The organism is Dactylosporangium sp. CA-092794 (assembly GCF_050948465.1).
Lineage (GTDB): Bacteria > Actinomycetota > Actinomycetes > Mycobacteriales > Micromonosporaceae > Dactylosporangium.
The window spans coordinates 9287597-9314543 of sequence record NZ_CP192044.1 but is presented as its reverse complement, the minus strand read 5'-3'; the positions used below and the strand labels follow the sequence as shown (position 1 = coordinate 9314543).

21 protein-coding genes are annotated in these 26947 nt (G+C 75.9%); 16 read left to right on the top strand and 5 right to left on the bottom strand.

Features of this window, described 5'->3' with window-relative positions; all coding sequences use genetic code 11:
* Window positions 1–8 precede the first annotated feature (8 nt).
* The 3 genes from ACQPXD_RS39830 to ACQPXD_RS39820 are packed head-to-tail and all read right to left on the bottom strand — an operon-like array spanning window position 9 to window position 5616.
* The gene (locus ACQPXD_RS39830) at window positions 9–1931 is read right to left on the bottom strand and encodes a sensor histidine kinase (protein ID WP_432827446.1); all 1923 of its coding nucleotides are present in this window, start codon (window positions 1929–1931) and stop codon (window positions 9–11) included.
* The gene (locus ACQPXD_RS39825) at window positions 1928–4447 is read right to left on the bottom strand and encodes a LuxR C-terminal-related transcriptional regulator (RefSeq protein WP_432827444.1); all 2520 of its coding nucleotides are present in this window, start codon (window positions 4445–4447) and stop codon (window positions 1928–1930) included. Before ACQPXD_RS39825 ends, ACQPXD_RS39830 begins: the two co-directional genes overlap by 4 nt.
* Before the next feature lie 14 nt (window positions 4448–4461).
* Window positions 4462–5616, bottom strand: coding sequence for an Hsp70 family protein (locus ACQPXD_RS39820; protein ID WP_432827442.1), 1155 nt, complete (start codon window positions 5614–5616; stop codon window positions 4462–4464).
* Between the two features lie 265 nt (window positions 5617–5881).
* Here ACQPXD_RS39820 and ACQPXD_RS39815 point away from each other — a divergent pair, with 265 nt between their 5' ends.
* Genes ACQPXD_RS39815 through ACQPXD_RS39805 form a run of 3 tightly spaced genes read left to right on the top strand, consistent with a single transcriptional unit; the run spans window position 5882 to window position 10299 of the window.
* Window positions 5882–6859: an IniB N-terminal domain-containing protein gene (locus tag ACQPXD_RS39815; RefSeq protein ID WP_432827440.1), complete on the top strand. Its 978-nt coding sequence runs from the start codon at window positions 5882–5884 to the stop codon at window positions 6857–6859.
* A gap of 45 nt (window positions 6860–6904) precedes the next feature.
* On the top strand, window positions 6905–8809 hold the full coding sequence (locus tag ACQPXD_RS39810) for a GTP-binding protein (RefSeq protein ID WP_432827438.1): 1905 nt from the start codon (window positions 6905–6907) through the stop codon (window positions 8807–8809).
* Window positions 8806–10299, top strand: coding sequence for a hypothetical protein (locus ACQPXD_RS39805; RefSeq protein WP_432827436.1), 1494 nt, complete (start codon window positions 8806–8808; stop codon window positions 10297–10299). Before ACQPXD_RS39810 ends, ACQPXD_RS39805 begins: the two co-directional genes overlap by 4 nt.
* 191 nt (window positions 10300–10490) lie before the next feature.
* On the opposite strand, the gene ACQPXD_RS39800 is transcribed toward ACQPXD_RS39805, so the two are convergent.
* Complete coding sequence (locus ACQPXD_RS39800) at window positions 10491–11249, bottom strand: hypothetical protein (RefSeq protein WP_432827434.1); 759 nt, start codon at window positions 11247–11249, stop codon at window positions 10491–10493.
* A 502-nt stretch (window positions 11250–11751) separates the two neighbouring features.
* The gene (locus tag ACQPXD_RS39795; protein WP_432827432.1) at window positions 11752–13272 is read right to left on the bottom strand and encodes a DHA2 family efflux MFS transporter permease subunit; all 1521 of its coding nucleotides are present in this window, start codon (window positions 13270–13272) and stop codon (window positions 11752–11754) included.
* 93 nt (window positions 13273–13365) lie between these two features.
* Here ACQPXD_RS39795 and ACQPXD_RS39790 point away from each other — a divergent pair, with 93 nt between their 5' ends.
* From ACQPXD_RS39790 to ACQPXD_RS39730, 13 genes are all read left to right on the top strand, one after another.
* On the top strand, window positions 13366–14391 hold the full coding sequence (locus ACQPXD_RS39790) for an Lrp/AsnC family transcriptional regulator (protein WP_432827430.1): 1026 nt from the start codon (window positions 13366–13368) through the stop codon (window positions 14389–14391).
* A gap of 84 nt (window positions 14392–14475) precedes the next feature.
* Complete coding sequence (locus tag ACQPXD_RS39785; RefSeq protein WP_432827428.1) at window positions 14476–14925, top strand: RrF2 family transcriptional regulator; 450 nt, start codon at window positions 14476–14478, stop codon at window positions 14923–14925.
* Between the two features lie 9 nt (window positions 14926–14934).
* Window positions 14935–15357: a cupin domain-containing protein gene (locus tag ACQPXD_RS39780; protein ID WP_432827426.1), complete on the top strand. Its 423-nt coding sequence runs from the start codon at window positions 14935–14937 to the stop codon at window positions 15355–15357.
* Window positions 15354–16223 (top strand): DsbA family oxidoreductase, encoded by an 870-nt coding sequence (locus tag ACQPXD_RS39775; protein WP_432827424.1) that lies wholly within the window; start codon window positions 15354–15356, stop codon window positions 16221–16223. Before ACQPXD_RS39780 ends, ACQPXD_RS39775 begins: the two co-directional genes overlap by 4 nt.
* 123 nt (window positions 16224–16346) lie before the next feature.
* Complete coding sequence (locus tag ACQPXD_RS39770; protein ID WP_432827422.1) at window positions 16347–17885, top strand: ABC transporter substrate-binding protein; 1539 nt, start codon at window positions 16347–16349, stop codon at window positions 17883–17885.
* Entirely contained in the window at window positions 17882–18883 is a 1002-nt protein-coding gene (locus ACQPXD_RS39765; protein WP_432827420.1) for an ABC transporter permease, read from the top strand. Before ACQPXD_RS39770 ends, ACQPXD_RS39765 begins: the two co-directional genes overlap by 4 nt.
* A complete protein-coding gene (locus ACQPXD_RS39760) occupies window positions 18880–19662 on the top strand; it encodes an ABC transporter permease (RefSeq protein WP_432827418.1) in 783 nt (260 codons plus the stop codon). Before ACQPXD_RS39765 ends, ACQPXD_RS39760 begins: the two co-directional genes overlap by 4 nt.
* The gene (locus tag ACQPXD_RS39755) at window positions 19649–20608 is read left to right on the top strand and encodes an ABC transporter ATP-binding protein (RefSeq protein WP_432827416.1); all 960 of its coding nucleotides are present in this window, start codon (window positions 19649–19651) and stop codon (window positions 20606–20608) included. Before ACQPXD_RS39760 ends, ACQPXD_RS39755 begins: the two co-directional genes overlap by 14 nt.
* A complete protein-coding gene (locus ACQPXD_RS39750; protein ID WP_432827414.1) occupies window positions 20605–21555 on the top strand; it encodes an ABC transporter ATP-binding protein in 951 nt (316 codons plus the stop codon). The genes ACQPXD_RS39755 and ACQPXD_RS39750 overlap by 4 nt, the downstream gene beginning before the upstream one ends.
* Entirely contained in the window at window positions 21552–23795 is a 2244-nt protein-coding gene (locus ACQPXD_RS39745; protein ID WP_432827412.1) for a molybdopterin-dependent oxidoreductase, read from the top strand. Before ACQPXD_RS39750 ends, ACQPXD_RS39745 begins: the two co-directional genes overlap by 4 nt.
* A complete protein-coding gene (locus ACQPXD_RS39740) occupies window positions 23792–24955 on the top strand; it encodes an acyl-CoA dehydrogenase family protein (protein WP_432827410.1) in 1164 nt (387 codons plus the stop codon). The genes ACQPXD_RS39745 and ACQPXD_RS39740 overlap by 4 nt, the downstream gene beginning before the upstream one ends.
* Window positions 24952–26232 (top strand): LLM class flavin-dependent oxidoreductase, encoded by a 1281-nt coding sequence (locus ACQPXD_RS39735; RefSeq protein ID WP_432827408.1) that lies wholly within the window; start codon window positions 24952–24954, stop codon window positions 26230–26232. Before ACQPXD_RS39740 ends, ACQPXD_RS39735 begins: the two co-directional genes overlap by 4 nt.
* Window positions 26229–26936: an alpha/beta hydrolase gene (locus tag ACQPXD_RS39730; RefSeq protein ID WP_432827406.1), complete on the top strand. Its 708-nt coding sequence runs from the start codon at window positions 26229–26231 to the stop codon at window positions 26934–26936. Before ACQPXD_RS39735 ends, ACQPXD_RS39730 begins: the two co-directional genes overlap by 4 nt.
* The last annotated feature ends 11 nt before the right edge of the window (window positions 26937–26947 follow it).

Sequence of the window (26947 nt, the reverse complement as noted above, 5' to 3'; positions counted from 1 at the left end):
GCGTCCTCCTACGGATGTGCGTTTTCGTCCACTGTGGAGTGCTGGACCGGCAGTTCCATGGTCGGCCGGTTCTCGTCGGACTCGCCGGGCCGGGGCCCGCGGGCGGCGAGGCGGTCGCGGAAGCGGGCCGTCCGGTCGACCGGCCCGCCGTCCGGACCGTCAGGGCCATCGGGGCCGTCGGGGCGGCGCCGCACGAAACCCGCCGCGGCGGCCGGCACGGGCCGCGGCCGGCGGGTCGGCAGACCGTCGGGGCGCAGCAGATCCTCGTCGTCCATGCCGTCCTCCACCGATATCGACTCCTCCGCCGGTGCATCGAGGATCATAAGTCCGATCGGGATCCGGACCCGCGCGACGGTACCGCCCCGCGGCGCCGCGTCGAGCTCGATCTCGATGTCGTGGGCGCGGGCCAGCCGGCCGGCCAGCTGCAGCCCGGTCGGCGCCGGTTCGCCGGTGGGCGACGGGCGGTAGGGCCGGTCGATCAGGTCGCGGGCGGCGGCCAGCTCGTCCGGGGCCAGGCCGGGGCCGCGGTCCTGCACGGCGACGGTGTACGTGGTCAGGCCCAGCTCCCCGGTGACCCACACGGTCGCGTCGCCGGGAGCGTAGCGGGTGGCGTTGTCGATGAGCTCGGTCAGCAGGTGGGTGACGTCGCCGACGGCCGGCCCGGCGAGCCAGGCGGGGTCGACCGAGGCGACCATGACCGCGATGTACCGCTCGACCGCCGACGCCGCGGCCCGGGCCACGTCGACGGCCGGCACCGGGCGGCGCCAGCGGCGGCCCGGCTCGTGCCCGGTGACCAGGATCGCCTTCTCGACGTTGCGCCGCAGCTGGGTGGCGAGGTGGTCGGCGCGGAACAGCGCGCCCAGGTCGGTGCCCTCGCCCTCGTGCCGCTGCAGGTCGTCCAGGATGGCGAGCTGCCGGTGCAGCAGCGCCTGGTTGCGCCGGCTCAGCCGCAGCAGCAGCGCGGCCGTGCCGTCGTCGGCCCTGGCGCCGGCCGCCGCGTCGCGGCGCCGGAACAGGGCCGCGGCGGCCAGGATGGCGACCAGCCCGAGCCCGGTGAACAGCCCCGCCTGTATGACGGCGGACACGCCGGCCGGCGCGGCGGCGCCGGCCCCGTCGCGCACCCCGGCGGCGACCGCGTCGTGCACGGCGGCCAGGGCCGGGCCGGCCGCCGCCCGCCAGCCCGCGGCGCCCGCTGCCCCGGCACCGCCGCGCAGCAGCGCGTCCTCGGCCCCGGTCAGCCCCGCCTCGGGCGCCGCGTCGAGCCGGGCCCGGTCCGGCGTGGCCAGCCCGGCGACGGCGTCGGCCCGCTGCACCCGCCGGGCGCCGGCCAGCCGCTCCAGCGCGGCCCGGTCGGCGTCGGAGAGGCCGCCGGGCGCGGCCGCGACCAGCGTGTCCTCCCGGGCCAGCAGCTCGCCGGCGCGGGCCAGCCCGGCCAGCGCCCGCTGCCGCTCGGCGGCCGCCTGGTCGGTGCGCGGCCACGGCGTGCCGGTGAGCCGCAACGCGGCGTCGACGGCGTCGGTGTAGGCGGCGAGGGCCCGCTGCGGGTCGGCCGAGCGGGCGTCGACCGCGGTGCGCGTGGCGGGCAGCGCCGCCAGCCGGTCGAGCAGCCCCGCGGCGAGGCCGGCGGCGCGCGGGCCGGTCCACGCCACCCGGGTCCGGTCGGCGGAGCGGCGCAGCGCGTCGGCCCGCAGGTCGGTCTGGGCCCGCTGGGCGGCCAGCCGGTCGAGGTCGCCGGCGCCGGCCAGGGCGAGCGCGGTGAGCCGGCGCTCCTCCTGCAGGGCGGCGATCACCGGCCCGGCGGGCTCGACCAGGTCCACCGCGGTCGCCCGGTCCTGGAAGTGGGTGAGGGCGGCGCGGCCACCCTGGAACGTGCCGAAGACCCACATGACGGCGAGGAGGAGCAGCACGGCGTGCCGCCGGCGCAGCGTCACGACCCGCCCTCCCCGCCGGTGGTCAGCACGCGCAGCTGGGCGAGCAGGTCGGCGCGGCTGGCGCAGCCGAGCCGCTGGCGCATCCGGGCCATGTGGTGCTCCACGGTCTTGGCGGCGATGAACAGCCGGTCGCCGACCTCGCGGTAGGTCAGGCCGTCGAGGACCAAGCGGGCCACCTCCAGCTCCCGGGCGCTGAGCGCCGGCTCGTCGGCGGGCGCGCCGGGGGCCGGCTCGGCCGCGACCGCACCCGCTCTCCCGGCGCCGCGCCCCTGCAGCAGCCGGGCGCACTCCAGCAGCGCGGTCATCGCCCGCCGGTCGGTGGTGCGGATCGCCGCCTGCCCGGCCAGGCGGGCGCCGTCCCAGCGGAACCCGATGTCGTGCAGCCCGCGCGCGGCCGCCTCGACCGCGTCCGGATCGACCCGGCCATTGAGCACATCCAGCCAGCTCGCCGCGGCCGTCGCGGCGGCGGCCGCGTAGCCGCTGTGCCCGCTGTGCTCGGCCAGGGCGGTGACGTGCCGCTCGGCGACCGCCGGCTGCTCGGCGATGACCGCCGCGTGCAGCGCGCTCCAGTGCAGCGGCACGGCCCACAGCGGCGGCTCGCCGACCGCGGCCAGCAGCAGGTCGGCCTCGCGCAGGTGGGTGGCGAGCCAGCGCTGCTGGCCCAGCCGGGCCGCGGCGATCGCGAACTCGCCCAGCGGCAGGACGGTGAACAGGTCGACCGGATGGCGGACCAGCGCCTCGCACGCGCCCGGCCAGGCCCGGTGCAGCGCGACGAGGTCGCTGCGCCGGCGGGCCAGGCCGATGCCCAGCGCCGCGGCGAAGACCAGGTCGCGGGCCTCCAGCCGGGTGTGGTCCGCGGTCGCCGCGGCGAGCTGCGCCTCGGCCGCGGCCAGGTTGCCGCGGACCAGCTCCAGCCACGCGCGCAGCAGCGCGTGCCGGGCGGCCAGCAGGGCGCCGCCGACCCGCGACGCGATCGCCCGGTCCAGGACCGACTCGCCGATGTCCAGCTCGCCGCAGTGCAGGGCGACCAGCCCGGCCAGCGCCGCGGGACTGTCCGGCAGCGGTACGGCGGGACCGGCCGACTCCAGCAGCGCCGCCGCCTGCACCAGCGTCGACAGCGCGCCGGTGGCGGTGCCGGTCACCGACGCCTGCACGCCGCGCGCCATAAGCGCCGCCGCGCTGCTCAGCAGCGTCGGCGGGCCGCCCGGCGGCGTCTCGCGCAGGGCCGCCTCCGCCTCGGCCGGCCGGCCCGTGCCGAGCAGGCCGATCGCGGCGAAGGCGAACGACGGGCCGTGGCTGGACCAGCGGTACAGCTCGGCGCTGCGGCTCAGCTGCCCCCGGTGCGCGATCACGGTCGCCGCGATCAGCGCGCCCTCGGCCCGCTCCGGCGAGCCCGGATCGGCGACGACCTGGTCGGCCAGGCGCAGCGCGCCGTCGAGGTCACCGGCCAGCGCCGCCGCCTGCGCCTGACGGACCAGCGTCGGGCGGCCGGCGGCGGCCGCGGCCGCGAACAGCTCGGCGGCGAGGGCCGGCTCGGCGTCCAGCGCCTCCTCGGCGGCGGCCTCGAACGCGGCCGCGAGGTCGGTGCCGCCGGACCGGTCGGACCCGTCGGGGCCGGCCCGCAGCAGCGCGCGCACCAGCGGCAGGACCGGACCGCGCCGGTCCAGCTGCAGCTCGGTGAGGCGCCGCCAGACGGCCACCCGGTCGGCGGTCGGGGTCAGCGCGGCAAGGGCCTGCCGGGCGATCGGCACCAGCTGCCCGTCCCGGCCGACCAGGCCGGTCGCGCGGCCCGCGGCGAGGACCGCGGCCACCCCGTCGGGGCCGCGGCCGAGCAGCGCGCCGAGCAGGTCGATGTGCAGGCCCAGCCCGGCCTCGGCGGCGAGCAGGGCGCGCCGCACGTCGGGGTCGAGCTCGTCGAGCTCGGCGGTGAACCCGGCCAGGGCGGCCGCCGACACCTCCAGCCGGGCGCCGCCGTGCCGGCCGCCGCTGGCCGCGAGGGCCGCGGCGAGCCGGATCACGTAGGCGGGCACGCCGGCCGTCTGCGCCGCCACGAACGTGGCGACCTCCGGCGCCGGGGTCAGCTCCCACAGCCCGGCCAGGCAGGCGTGGACCTGCTCGGGGCCGAACGGGGTGAGCGTGACCGCCGGACCGACCCGGGGCAGCGCGTCGACGAGCTCGGCCAGGCCGTCCGGGCGCGGCCAGGGCCGGTAGGCGAGCACCAGCCGGGGCCGGCCGCGGCGGACCCGCTCGCGCAGCGCCGCCAGCCGCTCGGGGGGCAGCAGGTGCGCGTCGTCGGCGAGCACCACCGCGTCGCCGCCGGGATCGTCCTCGACCTCCCACGGGGTCAGCACCCGCGCGCCGGCGCCCGTGAGGGCCTCGCCCAGCTCCCGCAGCAGTGCCGTCTTGCCGTGCCCGCCGGGCGCGCGCACCTGGGCGCAGACCACGCCGTGCGGGTCGGCGGTGACGGCCTCGAGCAGCTGCCGGGCCGGCGCGCCGAGGATCAGCCGGTGGGTCATCGCCGGGGCCCCCCTCAATGCCGCCCCCAAGCGCCGGCGGCGACCGGGGTCAGCCCGGCGGTGGTCTCGTGCGGCCACGCGGAGCCGTCGGCGCGGCCCCCGCCGGCGATGCGCCGGGCGAGCAGCGCCGCACCGCGGGCGGTGGTGCTGCGCGGGTCGGGGTCGAGCAGGATCGGGCCGGGCAGCCGGGCGGCGAGCAGCTCGGCGACGAGCGGGGTGCGGGCGGCGCCGCCGATCAGCAGTACCCCCGCGACATCGGCGGTGTCCTCCACGAGCCGGACCAGGCCGTCCACCGTGCCCAGCAGCAGCGGGCGGATCAGCGCCTCGAACGCCGCCCGGGTCACCGGCAGCTCCCGGCGGGTCTCGCCGGTCAGGTCGCCGGGCGCGTGCGCCCACCAGGGCAGCGGCACCAGCGCCTCGGGCGCCTCGGCGAGCCGCTCGCGGGCCTGCGTGCAGTCGCGGCGCAGCAGCACCGCGCCCGGTCCGGAGTCGAGGCTCTCCGGCTGGTCGGCGGCCTTGCCGATCGCCGCCCGCACGTGCGCGACGAGCGCGTCGTCGAGGTCGGCGCCGCCGACCGGGTGCCGCTCGCAGGCCAGCAGCTCGGCCGGGCGGCGGGCGGGCCGGCCGACCACGAACGTGGTGCAGGTCGTGCCGCCCAGGTCGTATCCGGCGAGCGCGTGAGCACCCGGGTGGTGCTCGGCGGCGGCGACCGGCCCGGGCACCAGCACGGTGCCGTCGAGCCCGATGGTGCGCAGCGCCTCGAACAGCAGCCCCTGCCGGTGCGCGCCCCAGCCGGCCGGGCAGGCGAGCACCACCTGCTCGCACGCCTCGCCCTCCTGCTCGCGCAGCCGGTCCACGACCAGCCGGAGCAGGGCCGCGAGGAGCTCCTGCGGGCGGTACGACCGGCCGTCGACCACCATCGGCACGTCGTCGCCGACCCGCCGGTTGAACCCGCGCAGGATCCGCCCGGGGTCGCCGGAGGTGTCCGCCCGCACCCCGTCGCCGGTCAGCAGCTCGCCGGTGGGGGAGAGCTCGATGAGCGACTCGGCGGCCGGCGACCGGGCCCCCAGCCGGACCGTCTCGGCCCCGCCCCAACCGGCCCCGTCGCGCCGGCAGACCGCGGCGGAGGTGAAGCTGTCGCCAATGTCTACTCCAAGCACGTACGGCATGATGGCGTTCCTCGATGAGCTATGCGTTTCACCGCGTCGTTCGTACCAGATGCGGCATAGACACTCTCCCCTAGACCTTCGTTCGGCCAGAAATCCCCTAACCCCCCTAACCGCAGCTCGGGAGGCATCCCCCAAGGAGTCATCCGGTTACTGGGAGCAATCCCCGATTCCGTTCCCGCCCCGCGAACTTACCTTCATCCGCGGCGCTGGACGAATGTATCCAGCCGCGTTTATGTTTGTTGGCATCCGGCGAGGAGAACGGTTCATGGCAACCCCCACACTGCACGACTTCGTGCTCAACCTGCTCACCGACCCGGCCGCGCGGGCGGCGTTCGAGATCGACCCCGAGGGGGTCCTCACCGACGCCGGGCTGGGCGACATCACCGAGGCTGACGTGCAGGAGGTCATCCCGCTGGTCATGGACTACGCGCCGCTCAACGGCCTCGCGGGTCTCGCGGGCGCCGACGAGCCGGTGCTCGGCGGGATCGACGGCGACGTGACCGGCGCCGTCCGGCAGCTGCAGGGCATCACCCAGATCGCGGTCGTCGGCCACGCCCACGGCTCCGACGTCACGCTCAAGACCACGGTGAGCGCCACCGCGGCCGCCGGCGTGTCGGTGGACCTCGGCGGGCTGCCGCTGGCCCCGGCCGGCCTGCCCGTCCTCGGCGACGTCACCGGCGGCCACGGGCTCGACCTGTCCACGCTCGGCGACCCGGCGTCCTCACTCGACGCCGTCCAGCCTGTGCTCGGCGCGGTCGACCCGGTGCTCGGCGCGACCGACCCGGTGCTGCAGACGATCGACCCGGTCGTCAGCACGGTGGACCCGGTGCTCGGCAGCGTCGACCCGGTGCTGCACGGCGTCGACCCGATCCTGGGCACCGTCGACCCGGTGCTCGGCGGCGCCTACGGCACCGTCGACGGCACGCTGAGCACGGTCACCGGCCTTGCCCCGGTCGGGCACGCGGTCGACACGCTCGGCCTGGGCGGCCTGACCGGCGCCGGGGCCGACGCGCACACCGCGGTCGACCCGGTCACCGGCGCCGTCGGCAACCCGCACGGCCTGCTCGACCCGGCCACCGGCACGGTGACCCACACGGTCGACTCGACGGTGTCCGGCGTCTCCGGCTCGGTGCTCTCGCCCGGGCACAGCACCGGCGTGGTCGACGGGCTGCTCGGCGGCGGCGACTCCGCGGCCGCCGGGACCGACCAGGACCATGGCGGCCTGCTGGGCCTGCTGCACTGACCTTCGCGAAACCGACGCCGACCTGGAGACGGAAAGCACGCCTTGATGGATATCTGGGAGGCCGGTCCGGCGCCGTACCCGCGGCCGGCCTCCCCTCTTGCGGCGCCGGCCGCCGCCGGCGCGCCGCGCTGGCTGGACCTGCTGGAGCGCACCACGAGCATCTGCGCGGCACAGGACCGGCCCGACCTGGCCCGCTGGCTGCGCCGGCGGCGCGCCCGGCTGCTCGACCCGCAGCTGCGGGTCATGGTCGTCGGCGCGGCCAAGCAGGGCAAGAGCCAGCTCATCAACGCGCTGCTCAACGCGACCGTCTGCCCGGCCGGCGACGGACCGCCGCGGCGGGTCGCCACCGTCGTGCGGCACGCGGCCGCGCCCTCGGCGCACCTGGTGCACCGGGGGCCGGCCCACCCGCAGGGCGACGCCGAGCCGCCCGAGGACCGGCTGCCGGTGCCGGTCGAGGGGCTCGCCGAGCGGCTCGACACCGGCCCCGAGCCGCTCTACGCCGAGGTCGGCCTGCCCCGGGAGTTGCTGGCCGGCGGGCTGGCGCTGATCGAGGCGCCCGCCGTGGACTGGTCCGACCCGGTGGCGGCGGTGACCGGCACCGGGTCGCTGACCCGCGCCGACACCGTGCTGTTCGTGACCGAGGCGTCCCGGGAGCTCTCCGCCGGGGAGCTGGGGCTGCTGGCGCAGCTCGGCCGGTCGTACCCGGGAATCCTGGTGGCGCTCACCAAGACCGATCTGGCCCCGGACTGGCGGCTCGCGCTGCAGCGCAACCAGCGGCTGCTGGCCGAGGCGGGCGTGCCGGTGAGCGTGGTCGGGCTCTCCGCGGCGCTGCGCCTGCACGCCGCCCGGACCGGCGACGCGGCGCTGAACGCCGAGTCCGGCTTCCCGCACCTGCTGACCTACCTGCGGCAGAGCGCCGCGGGCAAGCTCGAGCGGCTGGCGCCGGTCGCGGCCGGGCTGGTGACCCGCTCGGCGCTGGAGGACCTGGCCGCGGCCATGCGCGAGGAGCTGGCCGGGCAGCACAAGCACTCCTCGGCCGACGCCATGTCGCGGCTGCACGAGGCGCAGCGCGGGCTGGAGGACCTGCGCCGGTGCACCACCCGCTGGCAGTACGCGCTGGCCGACGAGGTCGGCGACGTGGTCTCCGACATCGAGTACGACCTGCGCGAGCGCACCCGCGCCATCCTGCGCAAGGCCGAGGAGACCCTCGACGACGCCGACCCCGGGCGCAGCTGGCGCTCCTTCGAGGAGTGGCTCGACGGCTCGCTGCGCGACACCGCCGAGGCCAACTTCGGCTGCCTCGCCGACCGTATCGAGCAGATGGCGGTGCGGGTGGCCGGGGAGTTCCCGCCGGGCACCGTCGACTACCTGCCGCGGTGGACGCCGGCCCTGCTGCAGGACGCGCCGGAGCGGGTCGACCGGCTCGGCCGGCCGTCGCTGGACAAGCTGTCGCTGAGCCAGAAGGTGTTCACCGGCCTGCGCGGGTCCTACGGCGGGGTGCTCATGTTCGGCCTGGCCACCGGCCTGGCCGGGCTGCCGCTGATCAACCCGGTCTCGGTCGGCGCCGGCGCTCTGTTCGCCGGCAAGAGCATCCGCGACGAGTCGGTGTCGGCCCGCAAGCGGCGCCAGGCCACCGTGAAGGTGGCCGTCCAGCGGCACGTCGACGACGTCTTCGCCCGGCTCAACAAGGACGCCAAGGACGTGATCCGGCAGGCGCAGCGGGTGCTGCGCGGCCACTTCACCGAGCTCACCGAGGAGCTGCAGCGCTCGATCGTCGAGTCGGCCCGCACCGCCAAGCAGGCGGTGGACGACGACGCCGCGGTGCGCGACAACCGGGCCCGGCGCATCCAGCGCGACCTGGTGGCGCTGTCGGGCCTCTACAAGCAGGCGACCGCGCTGAGCGCCGCCCGGCCCGCGCTCGTCCCGGCCCAGCGGGCGGCGCCGGCATGAGGCCGGCCGACGAGCTGCGCGACGCGGTGCGCAGCCTGCTGGGCGAGGCGTTGTACGTCTACCAGGACAACCCGCGCGCCGCGACCTGGCTGCGCGACCACCTGACCCGCTTCGACGAGCCGCTGCGCCTGGCCGTCACCGGCCCGCCCGGCGCCGGCAAGTCGACCCTGGTCAACGTCCTCGTCGGCGCCGATGTCGCCCCGGTGCGCACCGGGCTGCCCGGGCAGCCGCTGACCTGGTACACCGACGGCCCGGCACCGCGGGTCACCGTCTACCCGAGCCAGGGCCCCGCCCACGAGCTGACCGTGGCCCGCCTCGGCGACGCCCTGCGCCTGGAGCCGTCCGGCCCGCCGCCCGACGACGCCAGTGAGGTGGTCGTCGAGCTGCCGGTCCGCGCGCTCCGGCACGCGCAGCTGGTCGACACGCCGCCGGTGCGGGTCGGCACCGGCGCGGCGGCGGGCGGCGAGCCGGGCCCCGACGCGGCGCTGGCCCGCCGGGTGCTGCGCGACGCCGACGCGGTGCTGTACCTCACCCGGCACGTCGACGACGCCGACCGGCGGTTCCTGCGCCTGGCCCGGCAGGGCGCGGTCGCCGCGGCCGCCCCGGTCAGCGTGCTGACCGTGCTCTCCCGCGCCGACGAGCTGGCCGGCGGCGGCCTCGGCGCCCTCGTCGAGGCCAAGCAGCTGGCCCGCCGGCACCGCCGCGACCCGGTCTTCGGCCCGATGTCGCAGCACGTCGTCGCGCTCGCCCCGCGGCTGGCCCGGGCGGCCGGCGCGCTCACCGAGCCCGAGTTCGGCACGCTGGCGGCGCTGGCCGGCGTACCACGGCCGGAGCTGGACCCTGTCGTGCTGTCCGCCGACCGGTTCGCCGGCTGGGCCGCCGGGCCGGTCGACGCCACCGCCCGCCGGGCCCTGCTCGACCGGCTCGGGCTGACCGGCGTGCGGCTGGCCGTCACGCTGGTGCGGGCCGGCGCCGCCACCCGCGAGCAGCTCGGCGCCGAGCTGGTGCGCCGCAGCGGCCTGGCCGAGCTGCGCGAGTCGCTGCGGGAGCTGTTCCTCGACCGGCGCGACGCGCTCAAGGCCCGCTCGGCGCTCATCGCGCTGGAGTTCATGGTGCGCGCCGAGCCGATGCCGGGCGCCGACCACCTGCTCGCCGAGCTGGAGCGGATCGTGGCCGGCGCGCACGAGTTCCAGGAGCTGCGGCTGCTCGCCGCGCTGCGGGCGGGCCGGGTCAGCCTGCCCGCGCCGCTGGACGCCGAGGCGCGGCGGCTGGCCGGCGCGGTGGGCACGAGCGTGGTGGCGCGGCTGGGCCTGGAGCACGAGCCGTCCCCGGACGAGGCGTGGTCGCTGGGCACCGAGGCGCTGCGCCGCTGGCGACCGGCGGCCGAGGACGTGGCGCTCACCGCGGCCCAGCGCCGGGCCGCGACCGTGGTGGTGCGCACCTGCGAGGGCCTGCTCGCCCGGCTCGGGGCGGCCGAGGCCCTCGCCTGAGCACCCGGGGCCCGGCGCGGGGGGTTGCGCCGGGCCCCGGGCTTTTGTCTATCCGGCGGTACAGCTCGCGCTCAGGTCGGAGCCGGTGCCGTCGGCAGCCCCTTTGCCCCGCGTCAACCCGCCGCCGCCTCCGCGCGCCTGCCCCGCAGGCAGGCGCCGCTCCGCGTGAGGTATGCAGGTGTAAGGGATCTCTACTCGTGCGGCAGCAGGTAGCGCCAGTTGAGCTGGACCCGGCGCCCGTCCGGCAGCCGGAACACCGGCCACTGCGCCAGGTCGGGGTGCGGCACGGCGCGGGTCAGGGCCCGGGCCTCGCGGCCGCGCAGGTCGAGCTGGACGACGAACTCGTCCTTGCGGAAATGCGGCACCGGCACGCCGGCCGGCCACGGCTGGGCCGACGCCGCCGGCCCCAGCAGCGTCGCGACCATCCGCACCGCGTCCGGGTGAAAGGGTGAGCCGGTGCGGTTGGTACGGTCGCGCAGCTGGGCCAGGTGGTCGAGCAGCGCGTAGGCCGGCGCCGGGTAGGCCTTGTCCCGCCGGGTCTCCTCCAGCCCCTCGAAGGTCGCGCTGAACTTCCGCCCGTTGGTCCGCGCGGTGAACACGGTGGAGGGCAGGTCCGCGATCTGCGGCGCGCCGGGCCGCCGCCGCGCGTTGGCCGGGTCCCGCAGCACCGTCGTCGCGTGGTTGCGCAGCGAGCGCAGGTCCCCGCCGGAGATCCGCAGCCGCTTGAGCGCGTCGGCGATGACCAGCCCGTCGTCGTACGCCACGAGCCGCGGCGCCCGCAGCAGGTTCCACCCGGCCGGCACGAACCCACCGGTCAGCTCCCAGCTCACGACCGGCTGCGGCCGCCGCCCGGCCTCCGGCTCATCGGCGGCCACCGCCACGGCGGCACCCCCGACCGCCGCCGTGACCCCCACGGCCCCCGCCGCCACCAACAGGCTCCTGCGATCCATGCTCCCGAAGCTCCCGTCCGGCCGGACCCGCCGCCCAGCCACCACGGCACTCAACGACAATTCGGACAAAAGGAAATCTTCCGGCGTCATGGACGCGCCGGGAAGAGCGCCACGGCCTGCATCTGCCGGACCACCCTCGCGCGCCTGGACGGGGGCAAGCGGCAGGCGACCGCCGGCGCCACCGTGGAGGAGGCCGAACGGCTGTCCGAACGGCCGGACGTGCCACGGGTCGCGGCATCCGCTCACGCCGCCCCTGCTGCGAGGCGGGCAGGCCGCCCTTCGGCGGCGGCGCGGTGGCCTCGATCGCCGGCGCCGCGGCGACCAGCGTGCCGCCGCAGCACTATTCTTCCGCGATCATGCAGACGAGCCGTCCACTTGCTGGGATCCTCATGATCCCGGAGCGAAAGCACCCCCATGCGTACGCTTTCACTCCACGATCATGGCGATCCCGCCATTCGGAACGCTCTCCTGCATGATCGCGGAAGGAAAACGCTGCCGTCGGCTACTCGGCCAGGGCGGGCTCGGGTGGTGCTTCGGCGGGCTCGGGTGTGGGGCGTTCGCGGAGGGTGACGAACGCGATCAGGGCCGCGGCGAGCGCGGCGAGTCCGGCGACGGCGAGTTGGACCGCGATGCCGTTGGCCGCCGCCGCGTGGATGGCTTCGTCGACGACGTGGCGCGAGCCCGCAGGCACCTGTCGCAGCGCGTCGGCGCTGCGGGCGCCGGCGACCTCGTGCGCGAGCGTGCCGGAGGATGCGACGTGCCGGTCGGCGAGCGTATGGCGTGCGGCGGCGGTGAAGACGCTGCCCAGCAACGCGATGCCGAAGGCGAAGCCCACCTGCCGGGCGGTGTAGATGGCGCCGCCGGCCATGCCGCCGCGTTCGGCGGGCACCGCGGCGGTGCCCGCCGAGCCGAGCGGCGGCGCGGCCAGGCCGACGCCGATGCCGACGACGCAGAAGGCGGGCAGCAGTGCCGGCCACGCCGGCCAGGCGTGCACGAGCGCGACGCCGAGCAGGTCGCCGGCGCCGATGAGGAGCAGCCCGCCGCCGATGAGCCGCCCGGGTCGCAGCCGGTGCATGGCGCGCCCCAGGGCGGCCGAGACGACGAACGCGGCCGCCGACATCGGCAGGGCGACCAGGCCGGCGGTCACCGGCGACAGCCGGAGGACCGACTGCATCCAGATCGACGTGTAGCTCAACGACACGTACGCGGCGAAGTTCAGCAGGAACGCCGCGACGAGGACGCCGCTGAAGACGCGGTTGCGCAGCAGCGCCAGGTCGAGCAGCGGCTCGCCGATCCGGGTCTCCACGGCGACGAAGGCGAGCAGCACCAGGGCGCCGGCGCACAGCGCCGCCCAGCAGCTCGGGGCGCCCCAGCCGGCCTCGCCCGCGCGGCTCATCCCGTAGGCCAGCGCGGCGATCGCCGCCGAGAACAGCGCGACGCCGGCCACGTCGATGCGACGGGCCGGCCGGGCCTGCGGGTCGCGCAGCACGAGCAGGCTCGTGGCGATGGCGATCGCACTCACCGGCAGGTTGACGAAGAAGATCCAGCGCCACGACAGGAACTCGGTGAGCGGGCCGCCGAGCAGGGGGCCGACCGCCGAGGAGGCGCCCGACACGGCACCCCAGATCCCGTACGCGATGCCGCGTTCCCGGCCGGAGTAGGAGTTGTTCAGCAGCGCGAAGGTCGTGGCGATCATCGCCGCCCCGCCCACGCCCTGCGCCACCCGCGCGGCGATGAGCGGCAGCGGGGCCGGCGCGACCCCGCAGGCGAGCGAGGCCAGCGCGAACGCCGCCAGCCCGGCCACGAACGTCCGGCGGTGACCGAGCCGGTCCGCCACCGCGCCGGCGCCCAGCAGCAGGGCGGCCAGCGAAAGCGCGTAGCCGTTGACGACCCACTGCAGGGCGCTGAACGACGTCGCCAGGTCACCGGCCATGTCGGGCAGGGCCACGTTCACGATGGTCACGTCGACCAGCAGCATGAACGTCCCGAGGCAAACCGCGACGAGCGGCAACCACTTACGCATCACGTGTGCTCCCTGTTTCCCGTGTGAGATCAAGTCTCTGCGCGCGGCCGCCGGGGAGGGCCGAGAGTCGCCTGCCGCTGTACGATCGCCAATATGAATGGGGCTTCGGTGGCCGATTCCCTCAGCTTCGAGCCGGATGATCTCCGAATCATCCGGGTCCTGCAGGTCGATCCGCGAACGCCGTTCTCGACGATGGCGACGGTGCTCGGCCTGTCGGAGCCGACCGTCTCGCGCCGGTACGCGCGGCTGCGGCGCGCGGGGATGCTCCGGGTGACCGGGGTCGTCGACCCGGGTGCGCTCGGCCAGAGCCAGTGCGTGGTGCGGATCCGGTGCCGTCCCGGCGGCGCGGCCCCCATGGCCGAGGCGCTCGCGCACCGCGACGACGTCAGCTGGGTGGCGCTGACCGCGGCCGGTTCCGAGGTGACCTTGGCGATCCGATCCCGGTCGCCCGAGGAGCGCGACGATCTGCTCGGTCACCGGCTGCCCCGGGCCGCCGCCGTGCTCGATCTGGACGTGTCCGTCCTGCTCCGGAAGTTCCTCGGCGGGCGAGGCCGTTACTGGGCCGCGCTCACCGCAGTGCTGACGCCGGAGCAGGAAGCGCAGCTCGGACCGGCCGGCGGCCCCGTGGCCGAGGAGCCCATCGTGGTGAGCCGCTCACCGCAGCTCGAGCCGCACGACGAGAAACTGCTGTCCGCCCTTGCCACGGACGGGCGCGCCAGCCTCGTCGACCTCGCGACGGCGGCCGGCCTCACCCCGGGCCGCGCGTCCCGGCGGCTCCAGACGCTGCTCTCGCACCGTGTCCTCAGCATCCACCTGGAGCTCGCACCCGCGGCGCTGGGCTACCACACCCGGGCGACCCTGTGGCTACGGGTGCGCCCGTCCAGGATCAAGCCGGTGGGCCGGGCGCTGGCGCGGATGCCCGAGGTGGGTTTCGCCGCCGCCCTGTCCGGGCGGAACAACCTCCAGGCGGAGGTCCACTGCCGGGACCTGGACGAGCTCTTCGAGTTCACCACCGGCCGGGTCGGCACCCTGCCCGGCGTGGAGTCCGTCGAGGTCGGGCTCATCCACCGCCAGATCAAGCAGGCCGGGACCTTCATGGACGGCGACCGGCTGCTGTGACAACCGGCGCCCAATGGATATAAACCACAGTTCCTTGGTATGGTTTGGCGGACGGACACCGGTGGCCCTGGAGGCGTGCCTGCGATGCGGATCTCGGCGAAGGCGGACTACGCGATCCGCGCGCTGGTCGAACTGGGCGCGGATGCGGGGCGGCCGCTGGTGTGTGAAGGGATCGCGGCGGCGCAGCACATACCGTACCGCTTCCTCAAGGCGGTCATGCGCGACCTGCGCCACGCCGGGCTGGTGCGCAGCCAGCGTGGGTGTGAAGGGGGCTACTGGCTGGGGCGGCCCGCCCACGCGATCACCCTGGCCGAGGTGGTCGCGGCGGTCGACGGGGAACTGCTCAGCGTGCACGGTGAGGACCCCAACGACCCGGCCGACGCCACCCGGGCGCCGGCGGTGGCCGCCGTGTGGCGGGCGTTGCAGGCGCGCACCGAGGAGCTGCTCGCCGGGCTCACGCTCGCCGACCTGCTGACCGACAACCCACGCGAGCCGGCGGCGGCGCTGCTCGGCCTGGCTCCGGCCCGTTCCTGAAGGAGAGCGATGACCGATCACTGGCACGCGCCGCTGCGGCACATCAAGCACAGTGAGCTCAGCGGGGACACCCGGCAGACGTCGGGCATGACGCGGCTCGAGGCGATCTCCGGCAAGACGGTCGGCGCGGAGAAGCTGTGGATGGGGCGCACGCACGTCGGTCCGGCGACGAATTCCGGCGATCATCACCACGGCGAGACCGAGACCGCCATCTACGTGGTGTCCGGCAATCCCGTGTTCGTCTTCGCCGACGGCGACGCCGAGATCCGGCTGGAGACCGAGCCGGGGGACTACATCTTCGTCCCGCCGTACACCCCGCACCGCGAGGAGAACCCGGGCGCCGAGGAGGCCGTGGTCGTCATCGCGCGCAGCAGCCAGGAGGGCGTGGTCGTCAACCTGCCGAGCCTCTGGACGCCGGTCGAGCAGCCATGACCGGGCTCGCGGTCGTCGAGTACACCGACCCCATGTGCCCGTGGGCGTGGGGCTCGGAGCCGACGTTCCGCTACTTGCGGGCGGCGCTCGCGGTGACCGGCTGGCGCCGGGTGTTCGGCATCCTCTTCGACCTCGACGACGATCCGCCGCCGGACCCGGCGGCGGAGACGGCGTGGTACCACCGCCACCTCCAGGACATCAGCGGTCACACCGGCGCGCCCTGGCCCGCGGTGCTGGCGCGGGTGGCGCTGTCGAGCTGGCCGTCGTCGCTGGCCGCGCGGGCCGCGCAGGAGCAGGGCGACGCGGTCGCCGACCGGGTGCTGCGCCGGCTGCGCGAGACCGTCTTCGTGCTCGGCGAGCCCGCCGACACGCCCGAGCGGGCCCTGGCCGCCGTGTGTGGCGTGCCCGGGCTCGACGTCGAGCGGCTCGCCGCCGCGATGGCCGCGCCGGGCACCGGGCGGGCCGCGCGCCGGGACCACCGCGAGGCCCGCCGGCCCGACCCGGAGGTGGTCGGGCTGCGCGGCCCGGGACCGCACCCGGGCGCGGCGAAGCCGGCCGGCGAGGGTGTGCGCTACGGCTTCCCGACCCTGGTTTTCACCGGGCCCGCCGGGCGGGCGATCGTGCCCGGCTGGCGGCCCCTCGACCACTATCTGGACGCGGCCGAACGGGTCGCGCCGGGCAGCGTGGACCACGCGCCGAAGCTGGGCGACCTGGCTCTCCACCGCAGCCTCACCGGGCCGGAGGTCCGCCTGTTGCTGGGCGTGACGGCCCCGCCGGCGGGCGCCGTGGAGGTGCCCACCGCCGGGGGACCCGTGTTCCTCGACCAGGACGAGGCCGCCTCCCATCCTGCCACAAAGGCTCGTTAACTCCTATCAAACCCATCGGCTTTGTCTCGATAGATAGGACACATCCCGATGGCTATTGACGAGAGTTCGGCGGCGTTCCGATGATGGGCTGACCAGCGCCCCTCATCCCAGCGAAAGGCCGCCATGAAATCCTCGGTCGAACTGAGCCGCCGGTCGTTGCTCGGCCTGGGCGCCGCACTGGGCGCCGCGACGCTGCTCGCCGCCTGCGGCGACGGGACCGCCGGTCCCGCGGCCGGGGCCGCGGGCGGCACCCTGAAGTGGGGCTGGGCGCTGCCGACCAGCTGGGACCCGGTCACCTCGTCGGCCGGCTGGGACGTGCACGTGCTGTCGCTGGTCTACGCTGGGCTCACCAAGCTCGACGAGCACGGCGGCGCGGTGCCGGCGCTGGCCACCGGCTGGCAGTACAACGCCGACGGCACCGAGGTCACCTTCACCCTGCGCCCCGGCCTGCAGTTCAGCGACGGCACCCCGCTGGACGCCACCGCGGTCAAGAAGAGCCTCGAGCGCGGCCGCGACTTCCCCAAGTCCCTGGTCGGCCCGCAGCTGGTCAACGTCAAGGCGATCGCCGCGCCGGACAGCGGTACCGTCAAGCTCACCCTCGCCGTCCCCGACTACCAGATCCCCAACCTGCTCGCCGGCAAGACCGGCATGATCGTGAGCCCGGCGGCGTTCGAGTCCAACGCCGACGGCCTGGCCACCAAGCCGGTCGGCGCCGGGCCGTTCACGCTCACGTCGTACACCCAGAACGCCAAGGCCGTCCTGGCGAAGAACCCCGGCTACTGGGACGCGGCGAACATCAAGCTGCCGGGCTTCGAGGTCTACCCGCTGCCCGAGGCGGCCACGGTCGTCGCCGCGCTGCAGTCCGGCCAGTACGACGTCGCGCAGATCCCGGGCAGCCAGGTCGAGGCGGCCAAGGCGGCCGGGCTGCAGGTCCAGGTGATCCCGTCACTGGTGGTCGCCACCCTCGACGTCAACGTCGCCAAGAAGCCGTTCGACGACCCGAAGGTCACCGAGGCGCTGCGCTACGCCATCGACCGGGCGGCGCTGCTCAAGACCGCCCAGTTCGGCCACGGTGAGGTGGCCTACCAGCCGTTCCCCAAGGGCTATCCGGGGTACAGCCCGGCGCTGGACGGCATCTACGCGTACAACCCGGAAAGGGCGAAGCAGCTGCTCGCCGAATCCTCCTACAAGGGCGCGCCGGTCGACCTCGTCATCACCACCGCCGCCGCCGAGGGCGTGCCCGAGCAACTGCAGTCGCAGCTGCAGGCGGCCGGGTTCAAGCCCACGATCGAGGTGATCCCGCAGGCGCAGTTCACGCAGCTGGTGTACGTCCAGCACTCCCGCGCCCTGTCGGTGGACCAGTTCGCCGGGCGCGACTCGGCGGTGCAGGCATTCCAGGTGCTCTTCGGCAAGGAAGGCCTGATGAACCCGGGCCGGGTCCAGCCGCCGGAGATCGCCGAGGCCCTGGCCAAGGTGAGCAAGACCCCGCTGGACGACCCGGGCTACCCGGCCGTGCTGCAGGCGGCCACGGCCGTGGCGGTGCGCAGCATGCCCAACGTCTTCCTCTACACCGTCCCGCGCATCCTGGCCCGCCGGGCCGCGGTGTCGGCGATCCCCGAGTTCACCGTGGTGCAGCGCTTCGAGGGGGTGACGGTGTCGTGACGGCGACGCTCGATCGGCCGGCCGCACCGGGCAAGGCCGCGGTCTCCGTCTCCGTCCCCGCGGTGGTCCCGGCCCTCGCCACGCCGGTGGTGGTGTTCCTGTTCTCCTCGCTGCTGACCTTCGGGCTCGGCGCGCTGTCGCCGAGCAACCCGGCCGCGGCGGTGCTCGGCGAGACCGCCACCCCGGCCGACATCGCCCGGATGAACCACGAGTTCGGCCTGGACCGCCCGTTCGTGGTGCAGTACCTCGACTGGCTCGGCTCCGCGTTCACCGGCGACCTCGGCCGGTCGTACTTCACCACGATCCCGGTCTCCGACAGCATCTTCGCCGCCCTCCCCGTCGACCTCGCCCTGGCGGGCCTGGCGATGCTGCTCGCCGTGCTGCTCGGCGGCGGCGCCGGCATCCTCGCCGCGCTGCGCAAGGGCAGCCGGTTCGACCGGGCGGTCACCCTGGTCGCCTCGGCGCTGGGCACGCTCCCGCCGTTCGTCATCGGCATCGGCCTCATCGTCATCTTCTCGGTGCTGCTCAAAGCCCTCCCGGCCGGCGGCTACGTGCCGCTGGAGAGCGGCGTCGGGCCCTGGCTGCGCTTCGCCATCCTGCCCGCGCTCGCGCTCAGCCTCGACACCGCCGCGGCGATCGCCCGCCAGCTGCGCACCTCGCTCGTCGCGCAGCTCGGCGAGAACTACGTCACCGGCGCCGTCGTGCGTGGCCTCGGCACCCGGCGGGTGCTGTTCGGCCACGCGCTGCGCAACGCCATCGGCCCCGCCCTCACCGTGCTCGGCGTGGGCGTGCCGACCGTCCTCGGCGGCGCCGTGGTCACCGAGAAGATCTTCAACCTGCCGGGCCTGGCCCGGCTCACCCTGCAGGCCGCCGCGCAGCACGACGTGCCGGTCATCCAGGGCACCCTGCTCGTCACGATCACGGTCGTGCTGGTCTGCAACACCCTGATCAACCTGGCGCTGCTGCGCCTCACCCCGCAGGGGCGGCGGTCGTCATGAGGCGCGTCGCGATCGTCGTGCTCGCCGTCGTGCTGCTGCTCGCCGTCGCCGGCGGCCTGCTCGCCCCGCACGACCCGCTGCAGCAGGACCCCGACCTGGCCCTGCACGGGCCCGCCTGGGCCCACCCGTTCGGCACCGACTACCTCGGCCGGGACGTGTTCAGCCGGCTGCTGGCCGGCACCCGCGCCACCGTCGTCGCCGCCGTCGAGAGCGTCGGTATCGGCCTGCTGCTCGGCGTGATCCCGGGGCTGGCCTCGCTGTGGCTCGGCCGCGGCGTCGAGTGGGTGCTGCTGCGCGCCGTCGACGCGGTGATGACCCTGCCGTTCATCGTCTTCGCCGTCGCCGTCACCGGCATCCTCGGCAACGGGATCACCCAGGCGATGGCGGCCATCGGCATCCTGTTCGCGCCGCTGTTCTTCCGGGTCACCCGGGCCGCCGCGCTGAGCCTCACCCGGGCGCAGTACGTCGAGGCGGCCGAGCTCTTCGGCGCCTCCCGGGCCCGGATCCTGCGCACCCACGTGTGGGGCAAGATCCTGCCGACCGTCGCCGTCACCGCCGCCCAGGCCACCGGCGGCGCGCTGCTGGCCGTGTCGTCACTGACCTTCCTCGGCCTCGGCGTGCAGCCGCCCGCGCCCACCTGGGGCGGCATCCTCGCCAGCGACCTGGGCTTCCTGGCCCAGCAGCCGTGGGCGCCGGTCGTGCCGGCCGCGCTCATCGCGCTGACCGTGGCCGCGCTCAACACGCTCGCCGACCACAGGGGGACCAGTGCTGCGCGTTGATGACCTGCACGTCACCGTCGCCGGGAAGCTGGAGGCGGTCCGCCAGGTGTCGTTCACCGTCGGGCCGGGGGAGGCGCTCGGCCTGGTCGGCGAGTCCGGCTCCGGCAAGACCCTGACCTGCCGGGCCGTGCTCGGCGTGCTCCCGCCCGGCGTCACCGTCTCACGTGGACGGATCGCGCTCGGCGACACCGAGCTGTCCACATTGGACCGCAAGGGCTGGGACCGGGTCCGCGGCAGCCGGATCGGCGCCGTGTTCCAGGATCCGGCGTCGTACCTCAACCCGTCGCTCACCGTCGGCCGCCAGCTCGCCGAGCAGCTGCGGCTCAAGCGCGGCCTGCCCCGCGGCGCGACCCGGGCCGCCGCCGTCGAGCTGCTCGAGGCGATGGGCATCCGGCGCGCCCCGGCCGTGTTCGACCAGTATCCGCACGAGCTGTCCGGCGGCATGCTCCAGCGCGCCCTCATCGCGATCGCGGTGGCCGGCGAGCCCGAGCTGCTCGTCGCCGACGAGGCCACCACCGCCCTCGACCCGGCCGTCCAGGCCGAGGTGCTCGACCTGCTGCGGCAGCTGCGCGAGCAGCGCGGCCTGTCCCTGCTGCTGGTCAGCCACGACCTCGCGGTGGTGGCCGAGGTCTGCGACCGGGTCGCGGTCTTCTACGCCGGCGAGGTCGTCGAGCAGGGCCCGACCGCCGAGGTCATCGCCAACCCGCGGCACCCCTACACCGAGGCGCTGCTGCGGGTCGCGTCGCTGGGCGACTGGCGCCGTCGTGACCTGGAGGTGATCCCGGGCCGCCCGCCGGAGCTGGGCGCCTACGCGACCGGCTGCCGCTTCGCCGACCGCTGCGCGCACGTCACCGACGGCTGCCGGGCCCCGGTGCCGCTGTCCACCGTGGACGACCGGGCGGTGCGCTGCCACCGGGCCGCGGAGCTGGCGCTGGTGGGCGCATGACCACGTTGCTCGACATTGAGAACGTGTCGGTCGACTACGACCGGCACCGGGTGCTCGACGGCGTGAGCCTGGCCGTGCGTACCGGCGAGATCCTCGGCATCATCGGGGAGACCGGATCCGGCAAGACCACGCTCGCCCGGGCCGTCTGCGGCCTCGCCCCGGTGCGCGGCGGGCGGATCCGCTTCGACGGCACCGACCTGACCGCGCTGCGCGGCCGGGCGCTGCGCGCGTGGCGGCGCACCGGGGCCCTGCAGTACGTCTTCCAGGACCCGCTGCGCGCCCTCGACCCGCAGCACACCGTCGCCACCGTCGTCGGGGAGGGCCTCGCCGTCGCCGGGCAGCTGCGCCCGGCCGAGATCGCCGAGCGGGTCGACGCCGCGCTCACCCGGGTCGGGCTCGATCCGGCGCTGCGCGGGCGTACCCCCGGCCAGATCTCCGGCGGCCAGCGCCAGCGCGTGCTGCTGGCCCGCGCCCTTGCCGTGTCACCCCGGCTGCTGCTGTGCGACGAGCCGGTCTCCGCCCTCGACGCCTCCAACCGCAACCACGTGCTGCGCCTGCTCGCCGGCCTGCGCGACACGGCCGGCGTGACCGTCGTGGTCATCTCCCACGACCTGAGCTCCCTGGCCGGCATCGCCGACCGGGTCGCCGTGCTCTACGGCGGGCGGCTCGTCGAGCACGGCCCGATCGAGGACGTGCTCACCGCGCCGCACCACCCGTACACGGCGCTGCTGGCCGCCTCCTCGCCGAGCGTCCGCCGCGAGCACCCGATCCCGGCCGCCCGGCTGCGCGGCACCGGCGACGTCGCCGTGGCCGCCGGCGGCTGCTCGTACGCGGCCCGCTGCCCGTTCGCCACCGACGTCTGCGCCACCGCGCCCGAACTGTCCATCGTGGACGGCGACCGGGCGGTCGCCTGCCACCACACGGACGCCTGGGCGGCCCGGGTATGACCACCACCACCTCCCACTGGGGCGCCTACCGGGTCACCGCCGGGCCGGCCGGTCTCGAGGTCGCGCCGCACCCGGCCGACCCGGCGCCGTCGCCGCTGCTGGGCAACGTCGCGGGCGGCGTCACCCACGCCACCCGGGTGCGCGCCCCCGCGATCCGCCGCGGCTGGCTGGAGGATGGCCCCGGCCCCACCGACCGGCGCGGCCGGGACGAGTTCGTCGAGGTCTCCTGGGACACCGCGCTGGACCTGCTGGCCGGCGAGCTCGAGCGGGTGCGCCGCGAGCACGGCAACCCGGCCGTGTTCGGCGGCTCCTACGGCTGGGCCAGCGCCGGCCGGTTCCACCACGCGCAGAGCCAGCTCCACCGCTTCCTCAACCTCTTCGGGGGGTACACCGGATCCCGCAACTCCTACAGCAACGGCACCTCGGCCGTGCTGCTGCCGCACGTCGTCGGCGACGCGGAGGAGGTGCTGCGCAACGCCTCCTCGTGGCCGACGATCGCCGAGCACACCGAGCTCGTCGTGGCCTTCGGCGGCATCCCCGAGAAGAACGTCTACGTCACGCCCGGCGGCGTCACCCGGCACCGCACGCCCGGCCACCTCGCCCGGCTGGCCGAGCGCGGGGTCCGCGTCGTGGTCGTCAGCCCGCTGCGGGCCGACCTGCCGTCCACAGTGGACGCCACCTGGCTGCCGATCGCGCCCGGCACCGACACCGCGCTCATGCTGGCCCTGCTGCGGACGCTCGTCGAGGACGGCCGGCACGACCGGGCCTTCCTGGAGCGGTACACCGTCGGCTTCGACATCCTGCGGGCATACCTCGAGGACAAGACCGCCGAGTGGGCCGCGCCGATCTGCGGCATCCCGGCCACCGACATCCGCGCCCTGGCCCGCCGCATGACCGGGCACCGCACCCTCGTCACCGTCACCTGGTCGCTGCAGCGCGCCCGCTACGGCGAGCAGCCGGTGTGGGCCGGGATCGCGCTCGCCGCGGCGCTGGGCCAGATCGGGCTGCCGGGCGGCGGGTTCGGGCACGGCTACGGCTCGATGGGCGACGTCGGCGACTACGGCCCGACCGCCCGCCTGCCGTTCCTGGCCCAGGGCGTGAACCCGGTCCGCGAGTACATCCCGGTCGCCCGCATCGCCGACCTGCTGCTGCACCCGGGCGAGGAGTACGACTTCAACGGGCAGCGCCGCACGTACCCCGACATCCGGCTCGTTCACTGGGCCGGCGGCAACCCGTTCCACCACCACCAGGACCTGACCCGGCTGCGGCGCGCCTTCGGCCGCCCCGACACCGTCGTCGTCCACGAGCCGCACTGGACCGCCACCGCCCGGCACGCCGACATCGTCCTGCCGGTCACCACCACGCTGGAGCGCGACGACCTCGGCGGCGGGCGCCGCGACACGCACCTCATCGCGATGCGCCGGGCCATCCCGCCGGTCGGCGCCGCCCGCGACGACTACGAGATCCTGGCCGGCCTCGCCTCCCGGCTGGGCTTCGGCGCGCAATTCACCGAGGGCCGCACGCCGTCGCAGTGGATACGGTACTTGTACGAGGCGTGGCGCCCGGCCGGTGCGCCGGCGTTCGACGAGTTCTGGGCGGCGGGGGAGTACGAGCTGCCGCCCGGCCCCGAGCGGTTCACCCTGTTCGAGCGCTTCCGGGCCGACCCCGACGCCCACCCGCTGCGCACCCCGAGCGGGCGGATCGAGCTGTACTCCGAAACCGTCGCCGGGTTCGGCTACGACGACTGCCCGGGCCACCCCGCGTGGCTGGAGCCGCTCCGCCCGGTGGACCGCTACCCGCTGGTGCTCATCGCCAACCAGCCCGAGACCCGGCTGCACAGCCAGCTCGACGTCGGCGCGGTGAGCCGGGCCGGCAAGCGGGCCGGGCGCGAGGCGCTGCGGCTGCACCCGGCCGACGCGGACGCGCGCGGCATCGCCGCCGGTGACGTGGTGCGGGTGTTCAACGACCGCGGCGCGTGCCTGGCCGGCGCCGTCCTCGACGACGGGCTGCGCCCCGGCGTGGTCAGGCTGCCGACCGGCGCCTGGTTCGACCCGCTGGACACCGGCGACGGCGTGCTGTGCGCGCACGGCAACCCCAACGTGCTCACCGCCGACGTGCCCAGCTCGCGGCTCTCGCAGGGCTGCACCGGCCAGCACGCGCTGGTACAGGTGGAGGGGTACCGCGGGGACCCGCCCCCGGTCACCGTCCACGAACCACCGGCGATCCGGAGGATGCCATGACCCTGTCCGAAGTGGACCTCGCCGCCGTCACCGCGGAGCTCGCCGAGCGCGCCGAGGAGCACGACCGCGACGGCAGCTTCCCCTACGAGGGCATCGCGCTGGTGCACAAGCACGGCCTGCTCACCGAGACCGTGGCCACCCGCCACGGCGGGCCGGGCGCCGGCCTCGCCCGTACCGTCGACATCCTCACCGCTCTCGGCGCGGGCGACCCCGCCGTCGCGCTCGTCACCGCCATGACCCTGTTCAACCACGCCGGCCAGGCCCTCGCGCCGAGCTGGCCGGAGCCGCACTACCGGCAGGTGCTGGCCGAGTCGGCGTCCGCGCCGACGCTCATCAACGCCCTGCGCGTCGAACCGGAGCTGGGCACCCCGGCCCGCGGCGGCCTCCCCGCCACCGTGGCCGTCCGGGTCCCCGGCGGCTGGTCGCTGTCCGGCCACAAGATCTTCTCCACCGGCGCCGAGGCCCTCGCGTGGATGCTGGTGTGGGCGCGCACCGACGAGGACGAGCCGCGCACCGGCTCGTTCCTGGTCCGCGGCGGCAGCCCCGGCCTGACGATCGAGCGCACCTGGGACCACCTCGGCCTGCGGGCCAGCCGCAGCGACGACGTGCTGCTCGCCGACGTGCGGGTGCCGGCCGACGCCACGATCGAGCTGTCCCGGCCGACCCCCGACCCGCGCGGCGCCGTGCTGTTCGCCTGGAACTGCCTGGGGCTCACCGCGCTGTACCTCGGCGTCGCGAACGCCGCCCGGGACTGGCTCGTGCGCTTCCTGCACGAGCGGGTGCCGACCTCCCTCGGCAAGCCCCTCGCCACCCTGCCCCGGTTCGAGGCTGCGGTCGGCGAGATCGAGGCCCGGCTCACCGCCGCGCGGGTCCTCGTGCGCGCCCTCGCCGAGGGCGTCGACGCCGGCGACCCGGAGGCGGCCCGGCGGGCCCCGATCGGCAAGCTCACCGGCGCCCGCGCCGCGATCGAGAGCGTCCAGGAGGCGGTCGCGCTCATCGGCAACAACGCGCTCAACCGCCACAACCCCCTCGAACGGCACCTGCGCGACGTGCTCTGCGCCCGCATCCACACCCCGCAGGACGACACCATCCTGACCGCGGCCGGCAAGGCCGCGCTGTCTCAGAGCCGGCAACGGTACGGAAAGGAACCCAGCTCATGACCTCGGTCGAGTTCATCGGGATGATCGGCACGCAGCACGCCTCCGAGATCCACGCGCCCCGCGGGCCGGTCGTCGACCCCGAGTACACCCGGCGCTTCGCCCGCGCACACGAGGACGGCGGCTTCGACCGGATCCTCATCGGCTACGGCTCCGGCTGGCCCGAGGGCGGCCAGGTGGCCGCGCACGTGGCCGCCCACACCGAGCGGCTGGGCCTGCTCATCGCGCACCGCCCCGGCTTCGTCGCGCCGACCCTGGCCGCGCGCCAGTTCGCCACCCTGGACCAGTTCAGCGGCGGCCGGGTCGCGGTGCACACCATCACCGGCGGCAACGACCACGAGCAGCGGCGCGACGGCGACTACCTGGGCAAGGACGAGCGCTACGCGCGCACCGACGAGTACCTGACGATCCTGCGCCGCGCCTGGTCCTCGCCCGAGCCGTTCGACTACGAGGGCACGCACTACAGGTTCGCCGACTTCTCCGCCCACGTGCAGCCGGCGCACCGGATCCCGCTTTACTTCGGCGGTTCCTCCGAGGCGGCCTACCGGGTCGGCGGCAAGCACGCCGACACGTTCGCCCTCTGGGGCGAGCCGCTCAAGGAGACCGCGGAGCAGATCGCCGCGGTCCGCGCTGCCGCGGCCGCCGCTGGTCGCACCGACGTGCCCGGCATCAGCGTGTCCTTCCGCCCGATCCTCGGCCCGACCGAGGAACTCGCCTGGGAGCGCGCGCACCGGATTCTCGACACCATCACGTCGGGCCGGGAGAGCTGGCCGAAGCGCGCCTGGGGTACCGACGGCAAGCCGGAGAACGTCGGCTCCCAGCGCCTGCTGGCCGCCGCCGCCAAGGGCGACCTGCACGACCGTGCACTGTGGACACCCACCGCCAAGGCCACGGGCGCGGGCGGCAACTCCACGGCGCTCGTGGGCACCCCCGAAACGGTCGCCCAGGCCCTGCTGGACTACGTCGACATCGGCGTCACCACGTTGCTGATCCGCGGCTACGACCCGCTCGACGACGCCATCGACTATGGCCGCTACCTGCTGCCCTTGGTCCGCGCCGAACTGGCCCGCCGCGCCGCCTCGTCCGCCTCCGCTTCCGCGGCCGGCCCGTCCGCCGCCTCTGCTCCTGCGGCCGGCCCGTCCGCCGTCTCGGCTGCTGCGGGCGCCTCCAACGCCGGTTCCTCCGCTTCGCCCGACATTTCGGATATTTCCGATTTGCCGGGCGCGGCGGGCACCGCGGGCGAGGCCGGGACCGAGACGGTCGCGGCGGGTGCCCGGTGACGGCCTCCGTCGGCGCGCCGGTCGTCGGCGGGGCCCGCTGGGACCCGCCGGCCGCCATCGCCGTGCGCGGCACCGTGCTGCTGTTGCCCGGCCGGGGCGAGCACGCCGGGGTGTACGACCGATTCGGCCGCCGCCTGGCCGTCGACGGCTACGCGGTGCGCTCCGCGACGCCGGAAACGCTGCCGGGGCTGGCCGCCGACGCGGTCGCCCCGCTGGTCCTGGCCGGCTCCGACACCGGCGCGCTGCGCGCCCTCGCCCTGGCCCAGGCGGTGCCGGTGGCCGGCGTGATCGTGGCCGGCGTCCCGTGGGCGGCGCCCCGGCCCAAGGGCTTCCTGGACTGGGACGCCGAGCTGGACGCGCGCAGCGCCTGCCCCACGCACCGCGCCCGGCTGGAGGGCGACGGCGGCTTCGAGCGCGGCGCCCTCACCGCGGAGGTACCGCCCGCGCTCGCCGCCGCCGTCGACCCGGCCGCCGTCGCCGTGCCGGTGCTGATCGTCCACGGCGCCGCCGACCCGATCGCCCCCGTGGCCGGCGCCCGCGAACTCGCGTCCCGGCTGCCGCACGCGGAACTGGCGACCGTCCGCGACGGCCGGCACGACGCCTTCAACGACATCACGCACCGAACCGTCGCCGCCCACGTCGTGCAGTGGCTGGAGCGCCTGCGGGCCGACCCGGCGGCGCCGCCCATCCTGACGGTCTCGTAAGAGGGGGTACC

What these genes read in the sequence shown, in the direction of transcription:
- ACQPXD_RS39815 (WP_432827440.1), top strand. Translation starts at nt 5,882, where the DNA reads ATGGCAACCCCCACACTGCACGACTTCGTGCTCAACCTGCTCACCGAC.
- ACQPXD_RS39745 (WP_432827412.1), top strand. Translation starts at nt 21,552, where the DNA reads ATGACCACCACCACCTCCCACTGGGGCGCCTACCGGGTCACCGCCGGG.
- ACQPXD_RS39825 (WP_432827444.1), bottom strand. Translation starts at nt 4,447, where the DNA reads ATGACCCACCGGCTGATCCTCGGCGCGCCGGCCCGGCAGCTGCTCGAG.
- ACQPXD_RS39780 (WP_432827426.1), top strand. Translation starts at nt 14,935, where the DNA reads ATGACCGATCACTGGCACGCGCCGCTGCGGCACATCAAGCACAGTGAG.
- ACQPXD_RS39820 (WP_432827442.1), bottom strand. Translation starts at nt 5,616, where the DNA reads ATGCCGTACGTGCTTGGAGTAGACATTGGCGACAGCTTCACCTCCGCC.
- ACQPXD_RS39740 (WP_432827410.1), top strand. Translation starts at nt 23,792, where the DNA reads ATGACCCTGTCCGAAGTGGACCTCGCCGCCGTCACCGCGGAGCTCGCC.
- ACQPXD_RS39775 (WP_432827424.1), top strand. Translation starts at nt 15,354, where the DNA reads ATGACCGGGCTCGCGGTCGTCGAGTACACCGACCCCATGTGCCCGTGG.
- ACQPXD_RS39735 (WP_432827408.1), top strand. Translation starts at nt 24,952, where the DNA reads ATGACCTCGGTCGAGTTCATCGGGATGATCGGCACGCAGCACGCCTCC.
- ACQPXD_RS39750 (WP_432827414.1), top strand. Translation starts at nt 20,605, where the DNA reads ATGACCACGTTGCTCGACATTGAGAACGTGTCGGTCGACTACGACCGG.
- ACQPXD_RS39790 (WP_432827430.1), top strand. Translation starts at nt 13,366, where the DNA reads ATGAATGGGGCTTCGGTGGCCGATTCCCTCAGCTTCGAGCCGGATGAT.
- ACQPXD_RS39795 (WP_432827432.1), bottom strand. Translation starts at nt 13,272, where the DNA reads ATGCGTAAGTGGTTGCCGCTCGTCGCGGTTTGCCTCGGGACGTTCATG.
- ACQPXD_RS39760 (WP_432827418.1), top strand. Translation starts at nt 18,880, where the DNA reads ATGAGGCGCGTCGCGATCGTCGTGCTCGCCGTCGTGCTGCTGCTCGCC.
- ACQPXD_RS39785 (WP_432827428.1), top strand. Translation starts at nt 14,476, where the DNA reads ATGCGGATCTCGGCGAAGGCGGACTACGCGATCCGCGCGCTGGTCGAA.
- ACQPXD_RS39810 (WP_432827438.1), top strand. Translation starts at nt 6,905, where the DNA reads ATGGATATCTGGGAGGCCGGTCCGGCGCCGTACCCGCGGCCGGCCTCC.
- ACQPXD_RS39805 (WP_432827436.1), top strand. Translation starts at nt 8,806, where the DNA reads ATGAGGCCGGCCGACGAGCTGCGCGACGCGGTGCGCAGCCTGCTGGGC.
- ACQPXD_RS39770 (WP_432827422.1), top strand. Translation starts at nt 16,347, where the DNA reads ATGAAATCCTCGGTCGAACTGAGCCGCCGGTCGTTGCTCGGCCTGGGC.
- ACQPXD_RS39800 (WP_432827434.1), bottom strand. Translation starts at nt 11,249, where the DNA reads ATGGATCGCAGGAGCCTGTTGGTGGCGGCGGGGGCCGTGGGGGTCACG.